We start from the raw sequence: 20950 nt of genomic DNA on the forward strand, positions 1-20950 counted from the left end.
CCCGGAAATGGCGGTTAGGGCCGCCGGGGCTGGCGTTGACGGCGGCACGATGCTATCAGGCTTTCTAGGCTTTTAGGGGTTCTGGGGCAAATCGATATGACGGAAACCACCGACGTCTCCGCTTTGGAGCTCGCCGCTTTGATGTGCAGCCGCGTTTGCCATGACGTGATCAGCCCGGTAGGCGCGATCACCAACGGGCTTGAGGTGCTCGCGGATGAAGAAGATCCGGAGATGAAGGCTCACGCGATGGAGCTCATTACCAAGAGCGCCGCGCAGGCCTCCGCCAAGCTTCAGTTCGCTCGTCTTTGTTTTGGTGCCGCCGGGTCGGCGGGAGCGGAACTTGATCTCCAGGATGCGAAATCCGTCGCCGAAGGGCTGATGATGGGGGAGCGGGCGACGCTTTCATGGGAGGCTCCAGCCGCAAATATCGGAAAGGATTATGTGAAGCTTTTGCTCAACATGATCCTGATCGGTATGGCTGCTATTCCGCGGGGCGGGGATGTGGCCGTGGCGGTCGATGGCGATATGGCGAAGCCGACGCTTAGGATACGTTCGACAGGGCAGGCCGCTCGTGTGCCGGAAGAGACAGCAAAGTTCCTCGGCGGGCGCGATCCCGACAGGTTTCTCGATGCGCGCGCGGCGCAGCCTTATTTTACGGGTCTTGTCGCGCGCTCTCTCGGACTTTCCATCGGAGCCCGTATGGAAGGCGAGGATTTCGTAATCGAGGCGCTTTTTGCCGATAGTGGGGCAGGTGTCTGACGCCGGGGATATTGTCAGTCTCGCGAATGAAAAAGGGCACCCCAGCGGGTGCCCTTTTGCATTTCGTTTCCGTCAGGACGGTCAGGCGGAGGCTTTTGCAGGCATGCTGCCTTCCGAGGGATCACGCAGCACATAACCCCGGCCCCAGACGGTTTCGATATAGTGATCGCCACCTGTCGATGCCGCGAGCTTTTTGCGCAACTTGCAAATGAAGACGTCGATGATCTTGAGTTCCGGCTCGTCCATACCGCCGTAGAGATGATTGAGGAACATCTCCTTGGTGAGCGTCGTGCCCTTGCGGAGCGAGAGGAGCTCCAGCATCTGGTATTCCTTGCCCGTCAGGTGCACGCGGTTGCCTTCCACCTCGACCGTCTTGGTGTCGAGATTGACGGTGAGTTTGCCCGTGTTGATGACCGACTGGGAGTGACCCTTCGAACGGCGGACAACCGCATGGATGCGGGCGACCAGCTCGTCCTTGTGGAATGGCTTCGTCATATAGTCGTCGGCGCCGAAACCCAGCCCGCGGACCTTGTTCTCGATGCCGGCCAGGCCTGAGAGAATGAGGATGGGGGTGGTGATCTTGCCCACGCGAAGCTGCTTCAGAACGTCGTAACCGCTCATGTCCGGCAGGTTCAGGTCGAGCAGAATGATGTCGTAATCATAAAGCTTGCCGAGATCGACCCCTTCTTCACCGAGGTCGGTGGTGTACACATTGAAACCATCCGACTTGAGCATCAGTTCGATGCTCTGCGCGGTCGCGCTGTCGTCTTCGATGAGCAGAACTCTCATTGGTCCCCCTCTCGGCGATCTTCAGTATTGACCGCCGATGGTTTGGTTAATCCATGGTTCGGACCTTAAGGCGATTTGGTTAACAAAGGTTAATCGGAATGAAAAAAATTCAGAAAAATTTACGGGTCGTTCTCTAAGTCTCTGCCCTGACTCACTTTTCCCTCCATGAGACAGGTAGGGAGCGGGTTAATTCCCCCGATTTCTCCGTTCCGCATTGATCCAGATTGGCAGGCATTTCCTCATTTCAGGGTTTACGCCGTCTTAAAGTCTTGGCGGCAAACTGCATCACATCTGAAAAAGAGGAATGCGGTTCCTCATAGTCCAGAAGAGGCCCGGGGCCAGTGCAGGCATTGTTGGCGGAAATAGGCGCGCTCGCCGAAGTTAAGCATTACGGGCGCGTGGTCAGCATTCAGGGGCTGATGGTTGAAGTTGCGGGGCCACTTCATGCCATGGGTGTCGGGAGCAGGCTCGCGGTTTTCAATCGTGCTGGAGAAGAGGTGACCTGCGAGGTTGTCGGCTTCCGCGACAATCGTGCGCTCTGCCTTCCGTTCGGCGCTCTTTCGGGCATCGGTGTTGGCTGCAAGGCGGTTTTGTCGTCCGAAGAGCCTCATGTCTATCCCTCCAACGCTTGGCTCGGCCGCGTGGTGAACGCCATGGGTGAGCCTGTCGACGGTAAGGGGCCCATCGCACAGGGGGCGACCCCTTATCCCCTGCGAAGCATGCCGCCTGCGGCTCATACGCGGCAGCGCGTAAGGGGCAAGGTTGACCTCGGCGTTCGCGCTCTCAATACATTCACCACCTGCTGCCGCGGCCAGCGCATGGGTATTTTTGCGGGCTCCGGCGTTGGCAAGTCGGTTCTGCTTTCCATGCTCGCGCGGAATACTGCCTGCGATGTTTCCGTGATCGGGTTGATCGGCGAACGCGGGCGTGAGGTGCAGGAATTCATCGAGGACGATCTCGGACCGGAAGGTCTTGCGCGCTCGGTGGTCGTGGTTGCGACCTCGGACGAGCCGGCGCTGATGCGCCGTCAGGCTGCTTATCTCACCATGAGCCTTGCCGAACATTTCCGCGATCTCGACAAGAATGTGCTCTGCATGATGGACAGCGTGACGCGGTTTGCGATCGCGCAACGCGAGATCGGTCTTTCGACCGGCGAGCCGCCGACGAGCAAGGGCTACACCCCGACCGTTTTTGCTGAACTGCCGAAACTGCTCGAACGTGCAGGACCGGGAACGGGAACCGGCAGCATAACCGGGCTTTTCACTGTTCTTGTCGACGGCGACGATCACAATGAACCCGTGGCCGATGCTGTGCGGTCGATTCTGGATGGGCACATTGTAATGGAACGTTCGATTGCCGAGCGCGGACGTTATCCTGCAGTGAATGTATTGAAGTCCATCTCGCGCACCATGCCGGATTGCAATACGCAGGAAGAAAGCGGCCTCATTCGCCGCGCCCGGACACTGATGGCGACTTATGACGACATGGAAGAGCTGATCCGCCTGGGGGCCTATCGTCCAGGGTCCGATCCTCAGGTCGACGAGGCCATCCATTATCAGCCTGCGCTTGATGCCTTCCTGGCGCAGCGGAAAAATGAATCGTGTACGCTTGACGACGGATATGCCGCGCTTGCGAACATACTTGGCGACGGTTCGCCGATATCGTGGGAGACTGAGTAATGCGGAACCGCGAATCCCTGATCCGTCTCCACAAATTCCAGGTGGATGAGAAACGCCGGAAGGTTGCCGAGCTTGAGATCATGCTGTCCGAGTTTCACCAACGTGAGCGCGATCTTGAAGCGCAGGTCGAGGTAGAACAGCGCAAGGCTGGTGTTTCCGACGTTGCGCATTTCGCCTATCCGATGTTCGCGAAGTCCGTTATCCGCCGTCGTGAGAATATCCTCGAATCAATCGCCGGAATCGAACGCCAGCTGGAAGAAGCAAAAGAAGAACTGGCGGGCGCTTTTCGAGAGCTCAAGAAATATGAACTTCTTGAAGGCAGCCGCAAACGCAAGGTCCGCAAGGAAGCGATGCGTGTCGAGCAGGCTGAACTGGATGAAATCGCGCTTACGATTCACCGTCGTCAGTGAGTTTTCTCGAAACGGGTTTTCGCGCAGCCTCAGGCCGCGCTAGTATGACCGCGAACACAACAGATTTCGGTCACCGCCCATGCCTTCCTTCGACATCGTTTCCAAGACAGATTTTTCAGAGATCGACAACGCTCTTCAGAATGTGGAGCGCGAAATCAGTCAGCGCTACGATTTCAAAGGGTCGCACTGCTCCATTGAACGCAAAGAGCAGGAAATGACGATCAAAGCGGACGATGACCTTAAATTGAAGCAGATGCACGAACTGCTCCAAGGGCACCTCTCGCGCCGCAATATTGAATCCGGCGTTCTTGACTACAAGGAACCGGAAAAGGCCGCAGGGCAGAGTGTGAGGCAGAAGGTTGCGATCCGTGAGGGGATCGACAAGGAGCTCGCCAAGCGTATCGTCAAGGATATTAAGGGATCGGGCCTGAAGGTGCAGGTCGCCATTCAGGGCGAGGAACTGCGCGTGTCAGGCAAGAAGCGAGACGACCTCCAGGCCGCGATCCAGTTCGTAAAGGGGCTTAAGATCGAGCAGCCCCTCCAATACGAAAATTTCCGGGACTAGCCGCGGAAGAAAAGCCGCCGGACGAGATAGATGAGGCTGATCGCAATCAGATATCCGATAAAGCGGATAGCGACGAGCTTCAGCACATCAAGATCGAGGTAGTCGGGCAGTGGGTTGGCGGCACCGGCGTAAAAGTTGCGGCCAATATTGACGAGCTCGTGGACGAGCGTCGCGCCGAGCGCATAAACAAAGATGCGGTTGTAGCGCCCCATCAGGATGGCGGCGATCAGTGCGATCACCAACCCTTGTATCGAGTTGACGGTGTCGAAGCCCATACGCGCCCAGCCGAGCGCTTCATTCAGATAATCCGCGAATTCCATCTTGTCCCCCTCAATCTTACGGACGGGAGAACCCCTCTCCCGGCACAACGAACGGACCCGCCACCACGCAGGTTCCCTCCGCCAGTCAATCGGGAGAGCCTATCTCAAAATGAGACAAGGTCTAGTTGTTTGCGCTGCAAAAAATCCGTCTGCGGCGCAAAACCATCATCGGAGGGATGCACTCTGTGGAGGACGCTGGCGAAACGGGCGGGAAACGCCGGATGCCGTGGTTAATGCAGCGCACATGGCGGCAACGACTCCCACTGTCATCGGAATCGAACTCAGACGCTTCCGACCGTGCGCAGACGGATGCGCGGATGAATTTCGTTTTGTGACATCACGAATGTCTGCGGCCGGAAGCGTTCAATGATCGAGCGGACATAGGGGCGAACACCCGGGCTTGTGAGAAGAACGGGTACTTCGCCTGCTCGTGCGGCATCTTCAAAACGGTCGCGCATGGAAGAAATGAACTCCTGCAGCGTCGATGGCTGCATGGCAAGCTGCTTTTCCTCTCCCTGTCCGACGAGCGATTCCGCGAATGCCTGCTCCCAGTGGGGGGACAGGGTGAGAAGCGGAAGCGCATTATTACCATCCATGTGAGCGGCGCAGATCTGGCGGGCGAGACGGGCGCGCACATGCTCTGTGATGAGGGTCAGGCTCTGTGTATGGCCAACTGCCTCCGCAATCCCTTCCATGATCGTCGGAAGGTCGCGGATCGAGATGCGCTCGGTAAGCAGCGTCTGAAGCACGCGCTGGATGCCCGTGACCGTGATCTGTGAGGGCACGAGATCGTCGACGAGTTTCTTGTACTCCTTGCCGAGTTCATCAAGCAGCTTCTGCACCTCCGCGTAGGAGAGGAGGTCGGCCATGTTGTCCTTGAGAATTTCGGTCAGATGGGTTGTCAGCACCGTCGGCGGATCGACAACCGTGTAGCCGCGGAAAGAAGCCTCTTCCCGCAGACCTTCGTCTATCCAGGTTGCGGGCAAGCCGAAGGCGGGCTCGGTGGTGTGCAGACCGGGGAGCTGGATCTGACCGCCGTGCGGATCCATGACGAGCAGCTGCCCGACGTAAACCTCGCCGCGTCCCGACTCTACTTCCTTGACGCGTATGACATAGCTGTTCGAGTCGATCTGCACATTGTCCAGAATGCGAACGGAGGGCATCACAAAGCCCATGTCGCTGGCGATCTGACGGCGCAACGCCTTGATCTGGTCGGTGAGCTTCTGGTGATCCTTGCCATTGATGAGAGGCAGAAGCGCATACCCGATTTCGAGCCGCAATTCGTCCATCTTCAACGCGGTGCTGATCGGTTCTTCCGCGACGGGTTTGGCCTCTTCCTCCTGCGCTTCGGCGAGCGCGATATCATCATCCCGTTTCTTGCGCGTTTTTGTCAGATAGAAAGCGAGACCCCCGGACCCGGCCGAAAGTAGAAGGAACGGAATTGCGGGAAGACCCGGCAAAAGCGCCATGGTGCCCATGACAAACGAGGACATGCCGAGTGCCTGGGGATAACCGGAGAGCTGGTCGAAGAGGGCTTCGTCGGCGGCGCCTTCGACGCCAGCTTTCGAGACAAGCAGGCCTGCAGCGGTCGAGACAATGAGTGCGGGAATCTGGCTCACAAGGCCGTCGCCGACAGTGAGCAACGTATAAGTGTGCGCTGCGTCGCCAAAGCTCATGCTGTTCTGCGCGACGCCGATGACGATACCGCCAATTACATTGATGAAAGTAATGAGGAGACCCGCGATTGCATCGCCGCGAACGAACTTCGAGGCGCCGTCCATGGCGCCAAAAAAGGAGCTCTCATTTTCAAGATTCGTACGGCGTTCGCGCGCTTCCTTTTCGTCGATCAGTCCGGCGGAGAGGTCCGCGTCGATCGCCATCTGCTTTCCCGGCATGGCGTCCAGGGTAAAGCGGGCGGCGACTTCGGCGATACGGCCGGAACCCTTGGTGATAACGACGAAGTTCACGATTACAAGAATTGCGAAGACAATGACGCCAATGACAAAGTTGCCCTGCATCACGAAATTGCCAAAGGCTTCGATGACCTTGCCGGCGCTGCCCGTTCCCTCGTGCCCCTGGCCTAGGATAAGGCGTGTGGAGGCGAGGTTCAGCGCAAGGCGGAGCATGGTTGCGATGAGGAGAACCGTCGGGAACGCGCTGAATTCGAGCGGCTTCTGAATGAAAAGCGCCGTCATCAGCACCAACACGGAGAAGGTAATCGAGATGGCGAGCGAAAAGTCGAGGAGGAAGGCGGGCAGCGGCAAGATCAGTACGACGATGATCGCCATGACGCCCAAGGCGAGCGCGAGATCGCCGCGCTTGGCAACATCTGCCATCAGGCTGCCCGGCGTCATGCCAGAGAGGCCGAGACTGCCGAGTAGTCCTTTTGCGGAGGCGCCGCCGCTAGCGTCACTCATTCATGTGTTCCTGAACTGCAAGCCTGAATAGGATGAGATTCTCTGATTCAACCGAACTGGGGACGGACTTCGCCGGGTGTGGGGACTGGCACACCTTGCTCGCCATATTCTTTCAGCTTGTTCCGGAGAGTACGGATCGAGATGCCAAGGATGTTGGCAGCATGGGTGCGGTTTCCCAGGCAGTGATCGAGCGTTTGCAGGATGAGATCCTGTTCGACCTCCGCCACGGTCTTGCCGACAAAGGTACGAGAAACGGCGTCGGCTGCGGCCGCGGCTTTCTGGACCACACCATTCAGCGGGGTATCGTCAAGACGAGAACCGTCAGGAAGGCGGATCGCGTCCACGTCGATTTCGGCATCTGTCGACAGGAGCACTGCGCGGTGCATTGTGTTCTCGAGTTCGCGGACGTTTCCCGACCAGCGATGCTGGCTGAGGAAGCGGCGAGCTTCCGCCGAAATCGCCTTCTGAACCATGCCGTTCTGCTTGGCATATCGGGCGGCGAAGTGTTCGGCCAGAGCAATGATGTCAGCGGGGCGCTCACGCAGCGGCGGAAGCTGGAGGTTGACTACGTTCAGACGATAAAAAAGGTCTTCACGGAAGCGGCCCGCCCGCGCTTCAGTTTGCAGATCGCGGTTTGAGGTCGCGATAATTCGGATGTCGACTTTCACGGGCGTTTTGCCGCCAACGCGATCGATCACGCGTTCCTGGATTGCGCGCAGAAGCTTTGCCTGCAGGCGGATATCCATTTCGCTGATTTCATCGAGGAGTAGCGTACCGCCATCGGCTTCTTCGAACTTGCCAACCCGTCGGGCGATAGCGCCGGTGAAGGCACCTTTTTCATGACCGAAGAGTTCAGATTCAAGCAAGTTCTCCGGAATTGCAGCACAGTTCACGGAAATAAAGGGCTTGTCGCGGCGTAGAGATCGGCTGTGAACATAATGCGCAATCACTTCCTTGCCCGTGCCGGATTCACCTGTGATGAGGATCGAGGCTTCGGAGGGAGCGACCTGATCAGCGAGCTTCACGATCGAACCCATCTTCTGGTCCTGAAAGATGAGCGCGTGGCTTTCGTCTGCTACGGCGGAGAGCACGGCGGCGATGAGGTCGGCATCAGGCGGCAGGGGGATATATTCTTTCGCGCCGGCTCTGATCGCATTCACCGCGGCGCGCGCGTCCGTCTCAACACCGCAGGCAACCACGGGGATGCAGATATGTTCGGCCTGCAGGCGAGGAATAAGCCCCGCAATATCCATTGCCACGTCGACCATCATGAGGTCGGCGCCGCGACCGGAGCGGAGTGTTGCGATCGCCTGGTCAACCGTTTCGGTATGAGTCACTTTGGCGCCCTTTGCCATCGCCATCTTGGTGGCGGTGGAGAGCTGTCCGTTCAGGGTTCCGACGATCAGAAGGCGCATTTGCGGCTCCTCTACTTTCTCTATTTCAACTTCAAATCACAGCTTCGTCGTGCGTTCTCAGGCTAGTCCGCCCTTGACGATTTCTGTCATGGTGACTCCAAGTCTGTCATCCACAACCACCACCTCTCCGCGTGCAACCAGACGGTCGTTCACGTAGATGTCGATGGCTTCGCCGACCTTTCGATCCAGCTCCACGATGGCACCGCGCCCGAGCTTCAGCAGATTCGACACCTCGATATGGGTTTTCCCGAGCACGGCCGAGACGTTCACGGGCACGTCGAACACAGCTTCGAGATCGTGCGCGGTTCGTGCGATTTCCTCTTCTTCCGGCTCTGCGGCTGTATTCGCGGGGGCGGGAGAAGCCTCCGCATTGGCGAGGTCGGGAAGCGCGACTTCTTCGTCCTGATTGGCCATGATGCGAACTCCTTCAGATGTAAGTGTTATCGCTCGTCCCGGACCGCTTCGCGGATCTCGGGCATGGCGAGTGAATCTTGCTTGTTGCCGCTCGTCATCGTGTCAATGTGGCGGGCAACGACCTCGGAAATCTGGGCTTCGATCTCTTCTCTGTTGCGGACAACGCCGCCATCGGCCCATTCGACGACGCAGTCGCCCTCCGTCATGGCGGGTTCGCCCAGCAATATGATGCGGCCCGTGAGGCCCCGTTCCATTGCCATGCGATCGACGGTTTCCTTCAATCGCTCAACCAATGAAGCGGAGACGCGAAGGAGAATGTGCGGCTCGCGATTGAGATGAGTGAGGCAATCCCGGAGTACGGCCTCAATCTCGGCCTGAGGTTGCGCGGCGATGAGAGCAGGTGCGAGCTTCCCGGCGACTTCAAGCGCGAGTTTGGAGGCTTCCTTTTTGGTGCTGGCAATATGGCTATCGAGTGCTGCAAGAAGGCTTGCCGCGCTTTGCGCAAGCTGCGTCATTGCATCACCGAGCTGATGGTCGGCCATATTTTCCGCTTCGCGCCGGCCTTCGGCCCGTCCCTCCGCGAAACCCGCCATGCGTGCTGCCTCGATATCCGCTTCATCGATAGCCGGCGACGACGGTTCCTTTTGGGCGGAATGCGTGGGCGCATCGCCGAAATAGGTGTCGAAGGTGAATTTCACAGCTTGTTTCATTCTGTTGGTCCGGATCACTCTTGCCAGGTCGATCAGTAGATCAGTTCATTGTCGGAGCTATCGGAGGCGATCATGATCTCGCCCTTGTTTGCGAGATCCTTGGCGATGTTGACCATCGTCGTTTGTGCTTCGTCCACGTCCTTCAGGCGGACCGGCCCCATCATCTCCATGTCTTCGCGCAATATTTTTGAGGCGCGTTCGGACATATTGGCGAAAAAGAGATCGCGAAGCGCATCGGACGCGCCTTTGAGCGCCACAGCCAGCTTGTTCTTGTCGATGGCGCGCAGGAGCGTCTGCACAGATCCCGGATCGAGGCGGCCGAGATCTTCGAACGTGAACATGAGTGCCTTGATGCGGTCGGCGGACTCGCGTGAGCGCTCTTCAAGCGAGGCCAGAAAGCGGCTTTCTGTCTGGCGATCGAAGTTGTTGAATATCTCGGCCATCAGTTCGTGACTGTCGCGGCGATTGGTACGCGAGAGGCTCGACATGAATTCCGAGCGAAGCGTTTGTTCTACCTTGTCGAGGATTTCCTTCTGTACCGACTCCATGCGCAGCATGCGGCTCACGACTTCCAGCGCGAAATCTTCGGGCAAACAGCCAAGAACGCGGGCTGCATGTTCCGGGCGGATTTTTGTCAGCACTACTGCGACTGTCTGGGGGTATTCGTTTTTGAGGTAGCTCGCGAGAACAGCCTCATTCACGTTGCCCAGCTTTTCCCACATGGTGCGACCGGCGGGGCCGCGAATTTCATCCATCACCGCATTTACGCGATCTTCGGGCAGGAAGCGCATGAGGAGACGTTCGGTCGACTCATAGGAGCCCACAAGCGCGCCTGTTCCGGAGACCTTGGAGGCGAACTCGACAAGCAACTTTTCGACAATTCCCGCCTGCACGGTGCCAAGGGAGGACATGATCTGCGACATCTCGCGGATTTCGTCCTCGTCCATCATTTCCCAGAGCGGGGCTGCGTCGTCCGCGCCAATGGCAAGCATGAAGATTGCCGCCTTCTGGGGCCCGGTGAGGACCTTGTCGTCCTTGATTTTGGGTGCCGTCGCCAATTTTCAGGTCCTCAAGCGGTTTCGTGCAGCCAGCTGCGCAGGATCGAAAGGGATTCGTCGGGATGGTTCGTCACGAGTTCGCCGATTTTCCGCACGGAAGATTGTTTCACCTTGCCTGCGACCTGGGCGATGTCGATCAGCATGTCTTCACTGAGTTGGTCGGGCGAGGGCAGCGCGCCGGCGCTTACGTCGTCTGGACCCGCGATGGCCATCTGATCATTCGCGCCTGCGCCTGCGTTTGCAGCGGCTGCGGTACCCGGCAAGGCGAGACGACCGGCGTAGTTGGGGAGCGCGCCACCTTTTGACAGAAGCGGGCGAGCAACGAAGAAGATTGCAACGAGACCCAGAACGGCGAGCACGGTGAGTTCTACCAGACGCATGATGTCGGCTCGCGTGAAGCCCAGGAAGCCGGCCTGCTCTTCAGATGCAGCAGAAATTGTGTCGAGTTCAGGGCCGGGCGCGAATTGGAGGTTCACGATTTCAAGCTGGTCTCCGCGAGATTCCTCGAAGCCCATGGCTGACTTCACCAAAGCCTGAATCTTGTCGAGCTCCAGCTGCGAGCGTGGTGTGTAGACAGTCGTACCGTCTTCGCCCTGCATATAAGAACCATCGACCAGGACGGCGACGGAAAGGCGCTTCACGCGGCCTGGCTCCAGCACCTCAGTCTTGGTCGTGCGCGAGATTTCGTAATTCACCGTTTCTTCGATGCGGTTGGTCGCCTGCTTCGAACCGGACTCGGTTTCCGCACCGCCCAGGTTCGCATTCGGGAGATTATTGCCAACCGTTACGCCGTCATTCTTCGCTCCGTCGGTGCTGCTGGAAGAATCTTCGACAGTCTGTGTCGAGCGGACGACCTGACTGTTCGGATCGAACATGTCCGAGGTTTGCGTTACCCGGTTGTAGTCCATCTGGGCAGTGACTTCGACGCGGGCCTTGTCGATGCCGACGACGCGCTGAATGATATTTTCAAGATGCGTACGAAGACGATTTTCATAACCACTGCGGCGCTCATCCACAGAGCTTGCAAAGATTGCCTGGTTGTCGTCGCCCGTGCCGGTCGCAAGCAATGTTCCGCGTTCGTCCACGATGGAGACGCGACCAGGTGCAAGCCCATCCACTGCCGAGGAGACGAGGTACTGGATAGCCTTTACCTGCTGTGCGGAAAGCGTGTTGCGACTTACCTTGAGCACAATGGAGGCTGTTGGTTCGCGGCGCTCGCGTGAAAAGAGTTCACGTTCCGGCAGAACGAGATGGACGCGCGCACCCTGAATGCCGTCTATGGCCCGGATCGTCCGCGCGAGCTCACCTTCGAGTGCCCGCAGATGGTTGATGTTCTGCAGAAAGCTTGTGGTGCCGAGCGCGTCAGCATTGTCGAAAATTTCGTAACCGACCGTGCCGCCTGCGGGGAGCCCCTTCTCGGCAAGCAGCATGCGCAGCCGCAGAACATCGGTTTGCGGCACATAGATCATGCTGCCATCGCCGCGAAGCTCGTAGTCCACTTTTGCTGTATCGAGTTCCGCTACCATCTTGGCAGCGTCGTCTACACCGACGTCCGAGAAGAGCAGCGCTTTGGGTTCAGCGCTGAATCGCAGCGCGATGAAGCTAAAAAAGACCAGCAGGGAGATCGCGACCAGGCCGAGCGCAACAAGGCGCACTATGCCCAGGGATCTGAGAAGATTCGAAAAATTGTTCACCCGCCCACCTCTTGTGTCAGCGCGCAAGCCTCAAATCCGATTCTGGATTCATGCTTCCGCCCGACAGCAGGCGAGCCGGCAAATCCTTTGCCCCTCTAACCTCGATTTTTCGTTGCCCTATCGAGGTGCCCCATGCCAGTGGGCAAAAATTACCGCCTACGGCCTAAACAGAAGCTTAACGCACACGGCAATATTTGCCGGGTTGGCTCGGGGAATGATTTAAAACGAAAATAAAAGACGCCGACGGAGGGAGGATCCGCCGGCGTCCCGAAAGACAGCAAGTACGCAGGTACTGTTCTATCTTACTGCCTGTATTGCTGGACCCTGGTGGCCCGCAGTCCGGCCAGGCCATGGCGTTCAATGGAGCGCTGCCAGCTCAGGAACTCCTCGACCGTCAACGTATAGCGGCGGCAGGCGTCGTCGAGGCTGATAAGGCCACCGCGAACGGCGGCAACAACTTCAGCCTTGCGACGGATCACCCATCGCTTCGTATCTGGCGGCGGCAGGTCAGCAACCGTGAGCGGGCTCCCGTCGGGGCCGATCACGTAGTTGACCTTGGTGGTCTGATGCTCACTCATCGAACTTTGGTCTCCGTGCTCTTCGCTTGTCTCAGAGCATAAGGACGCGGCTTTAAAAAACGGCTAAGCGCGAAGGTAAAATTTCTCCCGATTCAATGGGTTAGCTGTTCCATTGCGGGACGTGTGAACCGAATTAAATGTCCGTTTCCGGAGATTTTGCCGAGACCACCTGCGAATAGCGGATCTGGGCGCCGTTTACGGTGAGCAGAGGGTCGGTCGTGCTGAGATCGATTTCCGTCACAATGCCGGAGGTGCGCGTGTCGACTGCGACGGGGGTGCCGTCGGCTCCGTTTGCGACTACCTTCAGGAAATAAGTCCCGTCGGGCATTTCGTTGCCCTGGCCGTCCTTGCCGTCCCAGGCGAACTGGTTGGCACCCTTGGAGGCGTCGAGCTTCTGCGAATAGACCGTGGCGCCGTCTGAATTGATGACCTGCAACGTAGTGTCCGGGGCGTCATCTGCGAGCGCAAACGACCAGTTTGCTTCCCCATCTTCAAGCAGAGCACCGGTGCCTGAGCCTGTTACTTCACGGCCGAGAAGCGAGATCGCCATGCTTGAATTCTGAATCAAGGAGGCGGTGATCAGGGTTTCGAGATTCCGGTTTGTCTGGATCGATTGTTCGACGCCCGACATCTGCACCAGTTGTTGGGTGAATTGATCGGAGTCCATCGGGTTCGTTGGATCCTGGTGTTGAAGCTGCGTTGTCAGCAGCGTCAGGAAGGTGTCAAAATTGCCTGTCAGAGCGGCGGCAGAGTTGGACGACGTGGTGCCGTTGGCGGCAGCCTGAACGCTCGCGGCGGCTGATGCGATATCCATGGGATTGAACCTTTCTGCGTCAGATGCGGATATCGACGCCGCCATTGGCGGCGAGATTGATGTTGTAAATGGGTGTCGGCGGCGTCTCGATGCCGGCATCATCGTCCGTCATGTTTGACCCCTTATCACCGTCCGCAAAGTCACGTGCGCCGTCGTCGTTGGCCTGATCGCGCAGGCTGAAGTTCAGGCTGTCGCTATCGGCCTGCAGCCCAGCATTGTTGAGTGCTTGCTGGAGCGCGCGTGCATCGCGCTGGAGAAGGTCGAGTGTTTCCGGCCGGTCAACCGACATATGGGCGGCAACGTGGCCGTCCTTGCGCACTTCCATGCGCACATCAATGCGGCCCATTTCCGGCGGATCGAGACGAATGTCGAAACGGTTTGTGCCCTTCTGAAGATTGCGGGCCATCTGAAGCGCAATGGTGTTCGCGGGAATCTGCGTGGGCTGTGACTGGCCGGGTAGCGTTCCGATGCGGATCGTTGTGGTGTTGCCACTGCTATTGGTCTGCTGAAGCGACGGGAGAGCCTGATCGCTATTTGGTGCGGCCGCCGCGCCCGAGGCGGGAGCAGGCTGGGTTGTTTGCGGGGCTGGCGAGCTATTGCGTGCGGCCTGCTGTTGGGAGGGCGTTGTGACGGCGTGGTTGGTCTGAGCGGCCGCCTGCTTGTCGCCGGATTTCTTTTCGGCAAGCTTTTCGGCAGCCTCTCCGCCAAGACCCTTTTCGGTCTTCGCGACAGGAAGGTCTTCCGCGCCGGCCTCTGCTGCAGCGAATTCACCGGCAGTGTTGGCTGCAGTCTGCGCTTGCATCTGGGTGATAGGGGACTGACCAGCCCTCTGCGCCGGCGTTTGTTTCTTCGGCTGCGCCGCTCCTTCTGCCGATGTTGTATTCGTTTCGACGTCGGAGGTGATGGCGGCGGTGCCTTGGCCAGCACCTTCATTGTTGGTCGAGGCTGCAACCTGCTGCTGAACGCCATCAGCTGCGACTTTGGCTGCGGCTCCCGCAGAGCCGGTTGTTGCCGCTTCTTGTACCGATGTGGCTTCCGTCGCTACGGCAGCGGCAATCGCGGTATCGGACTCTTCGCTTTCTGTGGTGCTATCGGCTTCTTCTGCCGCCTGTGTGCCTTCAGCAGCGTCGGGTAGGGAGGTTTCGTCCGCCAGGCCGACCTGGTCTTGCCCCGTGAGCGATGTCTCTGTGGTTGCGGCGGCTTCCGGCGATATAGCGCTCTGCCCCGTCGTATCTATGCCGTCAGCTTTGTTGTTTTGTCCGGATATTGTCTCGTCCTGTTCGCGATTCTCATTCAATGAGTCGCGCGTTCGGGGGGTATCCTCGCGTTCTTTGGTGCGTTCGGGCGTCGCGGAGCGTTCCCGCCGCTCGACCGGATGGTCGTCGCGCCGATTGCTACGTTGCTTCGCATTTTCGGCCAGATGGCGTGCAAAATCGTTGGCTGCATCTGCGGCAGGGCTCCGGACAGAGCCCGGCTGGATAGCGAGCATCTCGGACGATGAACTGCGTTGCGTGGCTGGCGTAGAGAATTCCATAAGCGTCACCCGGTCGAAAAAATGGCTCGTATCCTTGGAAGCAAGCGTCGGGCCATGCTTCTTCTGCGGAAAATGGCAATAATTTCATAGGGTTGAGCTTGACGGCAGGCTGCACTGGCTCGATATTTCATGCCGGTTCGGCATTTTTTGCCGGGCAGAGGCCGCAGCAAGCCTGTTCTTGCCGCTGACGGCATGGCCCATATGATGCGGGGCAGGAACGAAGCCCCTGCGGGCTTCTCAGCAAAATTCAGACGGAGTACCGGTAGGTCCGGTCTTGCAACATGCGCGAAGCCTTCGATAGCAAAACGGGCCTTAACAGCCTTGATCTACCGGGACGTCCGGAGGAAACGCGCGTGGTCGTCGCCATGTCTGGCGGGGTGGACAGTTCCGTCACGGCGGCTCTTCTGAAGGAGCAGGGCTATGATGTCGTCGGCATCACCATGCAGCTTTACGATCATGGGGTCGCAGTTCAGAAGAAAGGCGCCTGCTGTGCGGGGCAGGATATTCACGATGCACGCCGCGTCGCTGAGCAGATCGGAATCCCCCATTACGTGCTCGATTATGAGGATCGGTTCCGCAAGGCGGTGATGAACGACTTTGCCGATTCCTATGCGGCGGGTGAAACCCCGATCCCCTGCATACGCTGCAATGAGCGGGTGAAGTTTCGAGATCTCCTCGAAACAGCACGCGATCTCGGCGCGCAGGCGCTTGCTACAGGCCACTACATTGCGAGCCGCGAGGGGAAGGCGGGGCGCGAGATGCATCGCCCGCGCGATTCCGATAGGGATCAGAGCTATTTTCTTTTCACCACGACGCGTGAACAGCTTGATTTCCTGCGCTTTCCGCTCGGCGACCTGACCAAGCCAGAGGCGCGGGCGCTTGCCGCGCGCATGGGCCTCGGCGTCGTCGCAGACAAGCCGGATAGTCAGGACATCTGCTTTGTTCCGACGGGCCGCTATACAACCATTGTACAAAACCTTCGGCCGGGAGCAGCGGAACCGGGGGATATCGTCGATCTCAATGGCCGTGTTGTCGGCCGTCATGACGGCATCATCAATTTTACTATTGGCCAGCGCCGTGGACTTGGGATCGGCGCGAGCGGACCCGACAGTGAGCCGCTCTTTGTTGTGAAGCTCGATCCCGCGCGCCGGCAGGTTGTTGTCGGCCCCAAGGATGCGCTAGAGACGCACCGCCTGACCCTGCGCGATATCAACTGGCTTGGAGACACGCCACTTGCGGATCTGCCCGAGGAAGGGTTTTCCATTCTCGTCAAGGTCCGCTCCACCCGACCGCCGGTCGCTGCGTGGCTTCGGCCCGCCGAAGGCGGGGCGGAAGTGGAGCTCATCGAGGGGGAAGACGGGGTGGCGCCAGGCCAGGCTTGCGTGTTTTACGAAGCGGAAAAGGGTGAGCGGGTGCTTGGTGGCGGGTGGATCGCCCGTGCCGAGAGCCGCTGGCGGCACGTTGCCTCGTCGCTACCCCGGGAGAACATGGAGGCCTTGCGCTGAACCGCAATTTGGCCTTAATCGGGTTCGATATAATGTTGTTGTGCAGGCACGAAGGCCGCACATTTACTGAGTATAATTCGCGGGGTAAGCGGTTTTGAACGGGATAGCCCGAATAGACGAAAAGTCTGTTATCAAGGCCTATGCGCGTTGGGCGCCCGTCTACGATTTCTCTTTTGGTCCCGTGGCCGACGCCGGCCGGAAGCGTGCCATCGAGATTATCAACAAGCGGCAGGGTTCGCTTCTTGAGGTTGGCGTCGGGACCGGCGTTGCCCTGCCTCGCTACCAGCCGCACCTGACCGTCACCGGCATCGATTTGTCGCCGGACATGTTGCGTATTGCGCGCGAGCGCGTGCGCGAGAAGCGTCTGACGAATATTGCCGGCATTTACGAGATGGATGCTTCCAGCCTCAGCTTCGAGGATGGTTCCTTCGACACCGTGGTTGCCATGTATGTGATGACGGTGGTTCCGGACCCGGTGAAGGTTTTAAATGAGCTTGAGCGCGTTTGCGCCCCCGGCGGCGAGGTGCTGATCGTCAATCATTTCGCTCAGGACCACGGGCTTCGCGGTTGGGTCGAGAGCTTCATGGCGCCGGCTGCTCGGGCGCTGGGCTGGCACCCCGATTTCCGCGCTGAAGTCATCACCGACATCACTACGCTTGAACTCGTGGAAACTGTAAAGCTCAAGCCTTTTGGCCTGTTTACTATGCTCCGTTTCCGCAAGTCGGAAGCAGAGGCCGAAGGCGCGCCGGAAGAGACTGTGCCTGTGGTCTGACGGCCCGAATTCTGGCTGCACAGGGCCTAAATGGGCCGGCTGGCGCATAGATCCATGCTCTTGCTTGACAGGGCTTTGTGCGGCCCCTTATATCCGGGGCTCTCGAAGGGCTTAAGGGCCATCAACCGCACGGAATATGCGGTTTCCGGGGCGGAGTAGCTCAGTTGGTTAGAGCAGCGGAATCATAATCCGCGTGTCGGCGGTTCAAATCCGTCCTCCGCTACCACCGTCCTCCCCAACCTCGACCTTCCGGTCTTGTAACTTTCGTCCCGGCATGGTTCCTGCTCTACCGTTTCCGGTAACTCTGGTGGACCTTGCGCCAGGGCGATCATGGGTCAAAATGGATCAGGCGGCTCGAATGATGAATCAAATCGGTACATACCTCGTTGCGCAGTGCCGTATCGTGCTTGGCGGTACAGCCATGTTCGCTGTTGTTGCGATGCTTTATGCTTGGGCAGGTGCGACCCCCGCCCATGCGTGCATGGATGGGGGGAACTACAACTTCAACGAGAACTGGAACTACAACGAGAACTGGAACTTCAACAACAACACGAACACTAACTCGAATTACAACTCAAGCTCGAGCTCCAGTTCGAGCAGTTCAACATCGGTGACCATCCGTACCACCGTTTCCGGTTAGAACGGACAGGGGTCTGTGAAAGTCGTCAGCTTGCCATCGGACGGGTGGTGGAGAGTGAGGCTTTCGGCATGAAGTTGAAGCCGGTCTGCGGAAGTGAATGCCGCACCTGTTGCGTAGAAGCTGTCTCCGACAATTGGGTGTCCAATGGTCAGCATGTGAACACGCAACTGATGAGAACGCCCCGTGCGGGGCGACAAAGACAAGCGTGTCGCTCCCTGTTCCCTTTCCAGCACTTCCCACTCCGTTAGTGCAGCCCGTCCGCTTTCGACGTCGACCATCTGTTTTGGCCTGTTTGGCCAATCGCAGGTGAGGGGGAGGTCGACCACGCCGCGATCCTGCGTAACCGCGCCCCAAACGCGCGCTATATATTTCTTGCCTATCTTTCGTCGCTCGAATTGCAGCCCGAGATGGCGGTGCGATTTTGCATTCATGGCCATGACGATGACGCCGGATGTTTCTCGGTCGAGGCGGTGAACGATGCGGGCTTGAGGATATTCGGCTTTTGCCCGGCTTTCGATGCAGTCGGCATGTTCTGCCGGCTTGCCGGCCACGCTCAATAGACCACTCTGCTTCGAGAGAACGAGTATCTCGTCGTCTTCATGAAGAACGACAAGCCAAGGTTCAGTAGGCGGACGATAGAGGAAGGGCGGTGCGGCGTCCGTCGTGCTCATTGATTCTTGCTCAGTAGTGAGGTGGCGGCGGTTCAGCGGAGGGCGGCGCATCGGCGTTTTGTTCAAGGGAGCGCAAGCGGTTTTCCAGGAAGATAATTTTCCGCGTCATGTCGTCGATCGTGCGCCATTGCGCTGCGAACATCTCATTCAGCTCTTCCATCGTCCGGTCCTGATGGGCGACGCGGATTTCAAGCTCGTCGATACTTTGCTTCAGTTTTTCCTGTTCGTTCATGCTCCAGTCCGTTCTTTCCGCTTGGCTGACCCGGTCGATCATTTCGCGCTTCGCGGCAGCAGGCATTTTTTTGACCGCATATTCGGCTTTCAGCGCTTCCGATCTATTCGGAAACTGGCGGGTGAAGACGATTCGTTCCGGAGGATAGCTTCTCGTGAATCTGGCACCCTTCCCGGTAGCGTGGGCTTTGTAGCGCGCTTCAAGATCAAGCGTAATGCCTGTGTAGAGCCGCCCACCGGCGCATTCCAGAATATAGAGGCACCATTCTCGCGGGGGTGGCTCTGCGTTTATGTGCTCCGTCATGGGACCGATTTCTCTTTGGGCATCGGGCACTTGCCTCTATTATGGCAATATTACAGCTCTTGGGGAGGAGCAGGGAGAATGAACGAAAACAGTAGCCTCAGATATCTGGGCGAGGCTTATGATGCCGTATGTTTGAGTGTCGAGCCGTTTTGGGCGGCGCTTGGGAGCGATACGGCGGTCCAGACCTATACGCTCCTCGCGGCAGCGGCCTTTACTGCATACGGTCTTACGGTGGTTTCGCGAACATTGCGCGGCGCTGCTTTGGCGATCAAGGAGTCTGCAAGGCATTTCTGAGTGAAGGTAGCTCTGTCAATTCCTGGCAGGGCAGTTTTTCGGTCGGCGTTTAGCGCCGGTCTTCGCGCGCTTATGGCACAGTGACGGCCTTGCGCGAAAATGTTAGAAGCCATCCCTTAGTCGGTCGATGGCAGGCAAATGAAAAAAAGACGGAGCGGCGCCCTCAGAGGTCTTGCACAGGTCGGTACGCGCAAGAAGCCGCACGGAAGCACCTTCGGGGACGTTCTTGAATCGCTTGGTGACCGCAGCTTCGGCTGGGGGCTTATGCTTGTCGGATTCATGAATATGCTGCCTCTGCCGCCAGGCACCAACATGGTGCTGGGGCTTCCCATTCTTTTCATTGCGTTTCAAATGGCGATAGGGCGGAAAACGCTCTGGCTTCCAGGCTTCATCACCAACCGTTTCATTGCGCGCGAGCGATGGCGTGCAGGTGCGCTAAGCGCGTTGCCCATTGCGCGGCCGCTTGCGCGGCTTACCAAGGTGCGATATTTGCGCCTTTTTCAGGGAAAGGCGGAAGGGCCGCTTGGCGCACTCTTGCTTGTTACCGGTATCGTGCTTTGCCTTCCCATACCGCTGACCGGCTGGTTACCCGCGATTTCCTGCTTTGTGACGGGGCTTGGACTGATCGAACATGACGGTGCGATTGTGGGGTTGGGCATCGCGATTGCTCTTGGGGCCATTGCAATTGCTGTGGCCATGGCTTTCACGATCTATTTTGGCCTGGGGTACGCCGTCCAGTAAGAGCTACTTCCCGAGATCGTATTGTCCGCCACGTTCCACGCCGCGCCTGTAGGCAGGGCGGTCGTGTATCTGATCGAGATAGCGGGTCAGATTGGCGAAGCCACCGAGAAGGCCAAGCGATTTTGCGGCTTCGAGCGGAAAGGTCAGCTGGATGTCGGCGCCGCTGAGCGATTTTCCAACAAAAAACGGGCGATCACCCAGAGCTTCATTCATGTAACCGAAGTGGGTTTTGACTTCGTCTTCAATGCGAGGGTGAAGCGGGGCTCCTGCGTCTCCGAGCCGCATGACATACAGAGACAGCATGACGGGTAGCATTGCCGAGCCTTCGGCGTAGTGCATCCAGTGAAGATAAGGAACGAAGTCCGCGGAATTTTCTTTCGGCATAAGCCGGTCGCGTCCGTATTTGCGGATCAGATACTCAACAATGGCGCCAGATTCCGCGACTGTGCTTTCTCCATCGGTTATGACAGGTGATTTTCCAAGCGGGTGTACCTTCTTCAGACTTTCGGGCGCTAGGTTTGTCGCTGCATCCCGTTTGTAGCTTGCGATCTCATAGTCGAGACCGAGCTCCTCCAGTAGCCACAGAATGCGCTGTGAGCGTGAATTGTTCAGATGATGGACGGTAATCATTCGGCT

At 58.2% G+C, this 20950-nt stretch carries 23 protein-coding genes and 1 tRNA gene; 10 read left to right on the top strand and 14 right to left on the bottom strand.

Going from position 1 to position 20950, the window contains the following annotated elements:
- Window positions 1-96: 96 nt before the first annotated feature.
- Window positions 97-759: a histidine phosphotransferase family protein gene (locus ABJO61_RS00100; protein WP_348323209.1), complete on the top strand. Its 663-nt coding sequence runs from the start codon at window positions 97-99 to the stop codon at window positions 757-759.
- Between the two features lie 81 nt (window positions 760-840).
- On the opposite strand, the gene ABJO61_RS00105 is transcribed toward ABJO61_RS00100, so the two are convergent.
- On the bottom strand, window positions 841-1548 hold the full coding sequence (locus ABJO61_RS00105) for a response regulator transcription factor CtrA (RefSeq protein WP_293333630.1): 708 nt from the start codon (window positions 1546-1548) through the stop codon (window positions 841-843).
- A gap of 341 nt (window positions 1549-1889) precedes the next feature.
- Between ABJO61_RS00105 and fliI the strand changes: the two genes are divergently transcribed.
- The 3 genes from fliI (at window position 1890) to ABJO61_RS00120 (ending at window position 4202) form a co-directional block, all read left to right on the top strand.
- The gene (gene fliI / locus ABJO61_RS00110) at window positions 1890-3227 is read left to right on the top strand and encodes a flagellar protein export ATPase FliI (protein ID WP_348323208.1); all 1338 of its coding nucleotides are present in this window, start codon (window positions 1890-1892) and stop codon (window positions 3225-3227) included.
- Window positions 3227-3637 (top strand): flagellar export protein FliJ, encoded by a 411-nt coding sequence (fliJ, locus tag ABJO61_RS00115; protein WP_348323207.1) that lies wholly within the window; start codon window positions 3227-3229, stop codon window positions 3635-3637. The genes fliI and fliJ overlap by 1 nt, the downstream gene beginning before the upstream one ends.
- A gap of 79 nt (window positions 3638-3716) precedes the next feature.
- Complete coding sequence (locus ABJO61_RS00120) at window positions 3717-4202, top strand: YajQ family cyclic di-GMP-binding protein (RefSeq protein WP_348323206.1); 486 nt, start codon at window positions 3717-3719, stop codon at window positions 4200-4202.
- Here the strand turns inward: ABJO61_RS00120 and ABJO61_RS00125 are convergent.
- The 10 genes from ABJO61_RS00125 to ABJO61_RS00170 all read right to left on the bottom strand — a co-directional run bounded on the left by ABJO61_RS00125 (window position 4199) and on the right by ABJO61_RS00170 (window position 15156).
- On the bottom strand, window positions 4199-4522 hold the full coding sequence (locus ABJO61_RS00125) for a hypothetical protein (protein WP_348323205.1): 324 nt from the start codon (window positions 4520-4522) through the stop codon (window positions 4199-4201). The genes ABJO61_RS00120 and ABJO61_RS00125 overlap by 4 nt on opposite strands.
- A 281-nt stretch (window positions 4523-4803) precedes the next feature.
- A complete protein-coding gene (flhA, locus tag ABJO61_RS00130; RefSeq protein ID WP_348323211.1) occupies window positions 4804-6876 on the bottom strand; it encodes a flagellar biosynthesis protein FlhA in 2073 nt (690 codons plus the stop codon).
- A gap of 110 nt (window positions 6877-6986) precedes the next feature.
- Entirely contained in the window at window positions 6987-8354 is a 1368-nt protein-coding gene (locus tag ABJO61_RS00135) for a sigma-54 dependent transcriptional regulator (protein ID WP_348323204.1), read from the bottom strand.
- Window positions 8355-8411: 57 nt separating this feature from the next.
- A complete protein-coding gene (gene fliN, locus ABJO61_RS00140) occupies window positions 8412-8768 on the bottom strand; it encodes a flagellar motor switch protein FliN (protein ID WP_348323203.1) in 357 nt (118 codons plus the stop codon).
- A 26-nt stretch (window positions 8769-8794) separates the two neighbouring features.
- A complete protein-coding gene (locus tag ABJO61_RS00145; protein WP_348323202.1) occupies window positions 8795-9478 on the bottom strand; it encodes a FliH/SctL family protein in 684 nt (227 codons plus the stop codon).
- A 32-nt stretch (window positions 9479-9510) separates the two neighbouring features.
- Window positions 9511-10536, bottom strand: coding sequence for a flagellar motor switch protein FliG (fliG, locus tag ABJO61_RS00150; protein ID WP_348323201.1), 1026 nt, complete (start codon window positions 10534-10536; stop codon window positions 9511-9513).
- Window positions 10537-10547: 11 nt separating this feature from the next.
- Complete coding sequence (fliF, locus tag ABJO61_RS00155) at window positions 10548-12230, bottom strand: flagellar basal-body MS-ring/collar protein FliF (RefSeq protein WP_348323200.1); 1683 nt, start codon at window positions 12228-12230, stop codon at window positions 10548-10550.
- 302 nt (window positions 12231-12532) lie between these two features.
- A complete protein-coding gene (locus ABJO61_RS00160) occupies window positions 12533-12808 on the bottom strand; it encodes a DUF1153 domain-containing protein (protein ID WP_293215719.1) in 276 nt (91 codons plus the stop codon).
- Window positions 12809-12941: 133 nt separating this feature from the next.
- Complete coding sequence (locus tag ABJO61_RS00165) at window positions 12942-13622, bottom strand: flagellar hook capping FlgD N-terminal domain-containing protein (protein ID WP_348323199.1); 681 nt, start codon at window positions 13620-13622, stop codon at window positions 12942-12944.
- A gap of 19 nt (window positions 13623-13641) precedes the next feature.
- Window positions 13642-15156, bottom strand: a complete 1515-nt coding sequence (locus tag ABJO61_RS00170) for a flagellar hook-length control protein FliK (protein WP_348323198.1) — start codon at window positions 15154-15156, stop codon at window positions 13642-13644.
- Window positions 15157-15437: 281 nt separating this feature from the next.
- On the opposite strand from ABJO61_RS00170, the gene mnmA reads away from it, so the two are divergent.
- The 4 genes from mnmA to ABJO61_RS00190 all read left to right on the top strand — a co-directional run bounded on the left by mnmA (window position 15438) and on the right by ABJO61_RS00190 (window position 18073).
- Window positions 15438-16661: a tRNA 2-thiouridine(34) synthase MnmA gene (gene mnmA, locus ABJO61_RS00175; RefSeq protein ID WP_348323197.1), complete on the top strand. Its 1224-nt coding sequence runs from the start codon at window positions 15438-15440 to the stop codon at window positions 16659-16661.
- A 94-nt stretch (window positions 16662-16755) separates the two neighbouring features.
- Window positions 16756-17433, top strand: coding sequence for a methyltransferase domain-containing protein (locus tag ABJO61_RS00180; protein ID WP_348323196.1), 678 nt, complete (start codon window positions 16756-16758; stop codon window positions 17431-17433).
- A 149-nt stretch (window positions 17434-17582) separates the two neighbouring features.
- Window positions 17583-17659, top strand: a tRNA-Met gene (locus ABJO61_RS00185).
- A 132-nt stretch (window positions 17660-17791) separates the two neighbouring features.
- Window positions 17792-18073 carry a hypothetical protein gene (locus ABJO61_RS00190; RefSeq protein WP_348323195.1) on the top strand — a complete coding sequence of 94 codons (282 nt, stop codon included), beginning with the start codon at window positions 17792-17794 and terminating at the stop codon, window positions 18071-18073.
- Here the strand turns inward: ABJO61_RS00190 and ABJO61_RS00195 are convergent.
- Both ABJO61_RS00195 and ABJO61_RS00200 read right to left on the bottom strand, forming a co-directional pair.
- Window positions 18070-18744 (bottom strand): pseudouridine synthase, encoded by a 675-nt coding sequence (locus ABJO61_RS00195; RefSeq protein WP_348323194.1) that lies wholly within the window; start codon window positions 18742-18744, stop codon window positions 18070-18072. The genes ABJO61_RS00190 and ABJO61_RS00195 overlap by 4 nt on opposite strands.
- A gap of 10 nt (window positions 18745-18754) precedes the next feature.
- Complete coding sequence (locus ABJO61_RS00200) at window positions 18755-19309, bottom strand: SlyX family protein (RefSeq protein WP_348331991.1); 555 nt, start codon at window positions 19307-19309, stop codon at window positions 18755-18757.
- 48 nt (window positions 19310-19357) lie between these two features.
- On the opposite strand from ABJO61_RS00200, the gene ABJO61_RS00205 reads away from it, so the two are divergent.
- The gene (locus ABJO61_RS00205; RefSeq protein WP_348323192.1) at window positions 19358-19573 is read left to right on the top strand and encodes a hypothetical protein; all 216 of its coding nucleotides are present in this window, start codon (window positions 19358-19360) and stop codon (window positions 19571-19573) included.
- A 138-nt stretch (window positions 19574-19711) separates the two neighbouring features.
- Complete coding sequence (locus tag ABJO61_RS00210) at window positions 19712-20314, top strand: exopolysaccharide biosynthesis protein (protein WP_348323191.1); 603 nt, start codon at window positions 19712-19714, stop codon at window positions 20312-20314.
- A 3-nt stretch (window positions 20315-20317) separates the two neighbouring features.
- On the opposite strand, the gene ABJO61_RS00215 is transcribed toward ABJO61_RS00210, so the two are convergent.
- Window positions 20318-20944, bottom strand: a complete 627-nt coding sequence (locus ABJO61_RS00215) for a glutathione S-transferase (RefSeq protein ID WP_348323190.1) — start codon at window positions 20942-20944, stop codon at window positions 20318-20320.
- Between the last annotated feature and the right edge of the window lie 6 nt (window positions 20945-20950).

The sequence above is a fragment of the Parvibaculum sp. genome (genome assembly GCF_039973015.1).
Classification (GTDB): domain Bacteria; phylum Pseudomonadota; class Alphaproteobacteria; order Parvibaculales; family Parvibaculaceae; genus Parvibaculum.